This is a genomic window from Flammeovirga sp. OC4 (assembly GCF_000812565.1).
In the GTDB taxonomy this organism is placed as follows: domain Bacteria; phylum Bacteroidota; class Bacteroidia; order Cytophagales; family Flammeovirgaceae; genus Flammeovirga.
The window spans coordinates 1-3263 of the sequence record NZ_JTAM01000141.1; the positions used below are offsets into that span (position 1 = coordinate 1).

The window sequence follows — 3263 nt, forward strand, 5'->3', positions numbered from 1 at the left end:
CTAGTCCTGCTTTGTAAAGGCTAGTGTATGCTTCTTCTGCTGAATCTACAGAATACACCTCCATTTTCAATTAAGGACACTGTAACCTTCAGTCCTTCAGCGAGGTGAGTTCTCCGAAACTTGTCGGTACTTATATCGCCTACTATGACCTCTGCTGACTTCTCTTGTTGAACCTGCAACCAAGAGATCTCCCCAAGTAAGGACACCTTCTTTCCATTGATCCCTGCGACATCTACATAAACAGCACTGTGTTTCGAATTACAGCGTGATACACACGTTTGGACTTCGTAATGATGTACTTACTCATCCTGCCGACTATGCCTCATATGTCATTCCTATTCGTCAGTACCAACTTTTGCCGTTTGACTTACTTCAGTGCATTCCTCACGGAAAACCACCTTGTCACGTGCTAATGCTTCGGGATCGTACTCCGCGCATATGGGACTTGCACCCTCTAGAAGATTGAACTATATTTAGATCAATATAGATCGTGCCCATTTTGGGCACACACAATAGCTAATCTCCATCCATCGGGTGATGCACCCGCTGGTCGTAGTTTAGCATTTACGTTAGTGTGCCACGATGCTGTGGCTTTCCAGTAGGTGAAAATCCTACCTAAGTAATTTACTGTTCACTTAGAAGAGTTGCTGACAGTGATCGCCGTGAGGTGTATAGCTGAAGCTCAGTTATCTCAAATAACCAAGCCGTAATACGGAAGTGTGAACCCATAGTAGCTTCGAAAAGGCAGGCGTAGATGGGGAGAACACACAGATGGTTTATTTCAATTAATAATAATCGGATATCATTATTATCTAAATAATATAGATAAGTCAATAGAAGAATTGATAGAGATTAGACGTAATTTGTATCGATAATGCTTCATAATAAAAAAACACATAACATATAAATAAACTGCTTTAGAACGCAGTTTATTTCGGTCATTACCTTCAATCAAATGGAATACAAATTATATTTTGACAATGATCAAGTAGGTATTATTGAGCAGAAAGATGCAGACTTTCCCAATTTGTTTGGTAAGTACAAAGTTTTACCATCCATCGAGGAAAAGCAAGTGCTAATTTATAAATATATCCAATATTCAGTCAAGGCAAGTAATCTTATGGAAGAAGACGAAATGAAGTGGCAAGATTTTATTAAGCAAGAAGAATCAAAATATATTGAACTAATTGAATCTGAGAAATGGATATTAATTGACCAGAATGGGGAAATTCACAAAATCTTGATTCCCAATTTCTGTGATAAAAATGAAATAGTTTGGAGGTGGAATTTTTAAAAAGATATGACTAGGTACTTTAAAAGAAAATGGAGTGAAACTAGAGGTGACGAATTTGACTCTTGGGGAACATCAACTTGGTATTTTGAAGTAGGTTCTGATGGCTATCCAAGTAAACAAATTGAGCTTTATGAAAATGGAAATCGATTGAAATATCATTCCGAAAAAACTTTTGATGATTATGGAGGTCTTAGTGATCAAGCCTTAAATATGGATGAATACCAGAAGTTTGAAATTGAAAAAGCTGAATTTTATAAAGAATGGGAGGTTTCAAACCCTAAAAAGGAACATCAAGAAATTTTAGATTTAATCTCTGAATATTTATCAAATCATTATAGCCAAAGATTTGGACAAGCATTATTCAATTTGAGAATAAATGAGTTTGTAAACAAGGAAGACCCCTCCAAAGAGAATTACAAAATAAGAGATATTCATGGCGACTCAGACGAAAAAATACTTAAAAGATTAAAAGGTCAGCTTGAATGGTTTGAAGATCAGAAAAAAAGAAGATAATACTCTAATATGGTGCCATTGCCGTGTAGTAGTTATCTGAAAGGAAAGTGCTAAATTGAGGCACCGCTAAAAAATTATCTTCCTGTGAATTGAAAGATCAATCAATCACAGATAAGCGAATCTTTTGGCTAGTTAGTAATTTAATCATGCTCTGCTGAATAACGGCAATGGGTATATATAGTAGGCTTTACAAGCAATAATATGAATCTCTTCGAACAACGTGATCTACTAATTAAGGAAGTTTTCAAGCCAGCTTTTAAGACTGCTGGATTTCGAATTCCTGGAACAACCTTTAAGAAACAGGAGAAAGACTTTCTTAAGATTTTCAATGTCCAGAACAGTGCTTGGAACCTGGATGACCATGTTTCCTTTTACCTAAACATAGGTTTCTTCTTTCCAATTGTTAATGAGCTAAACGGACAAGAAATACCAAAGAATCCAAAAGAACACGATTGCATTTTCAGAATTCGAACGGACTCACTAACGGGAAGAAATCATGCATATGACATTCTTCCTGAAACTGATTTAAATGAACTCCGAACTCTATTACAGACCGACTTGAATGACTATGTAATTCCATTCTTTGAGAGATACAATGAACTTGAAGACTGCTTGAATTTAAAGAACGAATTCCAAGATTTGCATTCATCCGCAGAACCCTATATTGGATTAACGATGATGAGGAACGGGAAAAAGGATTTGGGCGAGAATATTCTCATGAATTTTATTGAAACAACCCACAAAGAGTATGCAGACACTCTTCTTGGTTTTCGAGACGAACTAACAAAAAGTTGGTAATAATTAGGGCTTAGTTTGGTCTTCAGACCCAAAAATTAAGCCCAAGTTGAACAAAGGCGGTAGAATTTTCGTGCACCTAACTGGATGGAAATTAGGAAGGACTTTTCGATTATTCGGGAAGTCTTTTTTCGTTGAGCTTGTGTTCTACTTCGATTTCCTTATTTGGTAGAGTCTTTTGTGAAGAGACCCGTGGCATAATGATCATTGACGTTTCTCAATAGCAGGGGTAAATCAATGGTATAGTTACCCCATCAAACCGGACTGCAATCTAAATTAATAATTAAGTAAATTGCAGTGTTATGAAAAGTAAAAGAAAATTCACCTCAGAATTTAAAGCCAAAGTAGCTTTAGAAGCCATCAAGGATTTACAGACTACTACAGAATTAGCCCAAAAGTATGATCTTCACCCTACTCAGATCAGTACATGGAAAAAGGAATTTCTAGATGGTGCATCCAGTGTTTTTGAAAAGTCTGGGGAGAAAAAGAAGCTTCAAAAAGCGAGTGAAGGGAAAGAAGATGAGCTTTATGCGAAAATTGGTAAACTTCAAGTTGAAGTGGATTTTTTAAAGAAAGCCTTGTCGTAAATAAGTCGTTGTCAGAACGGAGAAAAATTGTCGATAAGGCTCATTCAGAGCTAAGCATCACACGTCAATGTCAG

At 36.4% G+C, this 3263-nt stretch carries 4 protein-coding genes; all 4 read left to right on the plus strand.

The annotated features are described in order from the left end of the window. Positions 1-955: 955 nt before the first annotated feature. Positions 956-1294, plus strand: coding sequence for a hypothetical protein (locus PL77_RS29510; RefSeq protein ID WP_044213543.1), 339 nt, complete (start codon positions 956-958; stop codon positions 1292-1294). Between the two features lie 6 nt (positions 1295-1300). Then, positions 1301-1807 carry a hypothetical protein gene (locus PL77_RS32350; protein ID WP_216595959.1) on the plus strand — a complete coding sequence of 169 codons (507 nt, stop codon included), beginning with the start codon at positions 1301-1303 and terminating at the stop codon, positions 1805-1807. A gap of 201 nt (positions 1808-2008) precedes the next feature. Then, entirely contained in the window at positions 2009-2605 is a 597-nt protein-coding gene (locus PL77_RS29525; protein ID WP_044213546.1) for a DUF4304 domain-containing protein, read from the plus strand. Positions 2606-2904: 299 nt separating this feature from the next. Next, complete coding sequence (locus tag PL77_RS29530) at positions 2905-3189, plus strand: transposase (RefSeq protein WP_044213548.1); 285 nt, start codon at positions 2905-2907, stop codon at positions 3187-3189. Positions 3190-3263: the final 74 nt, after the last annotated feature.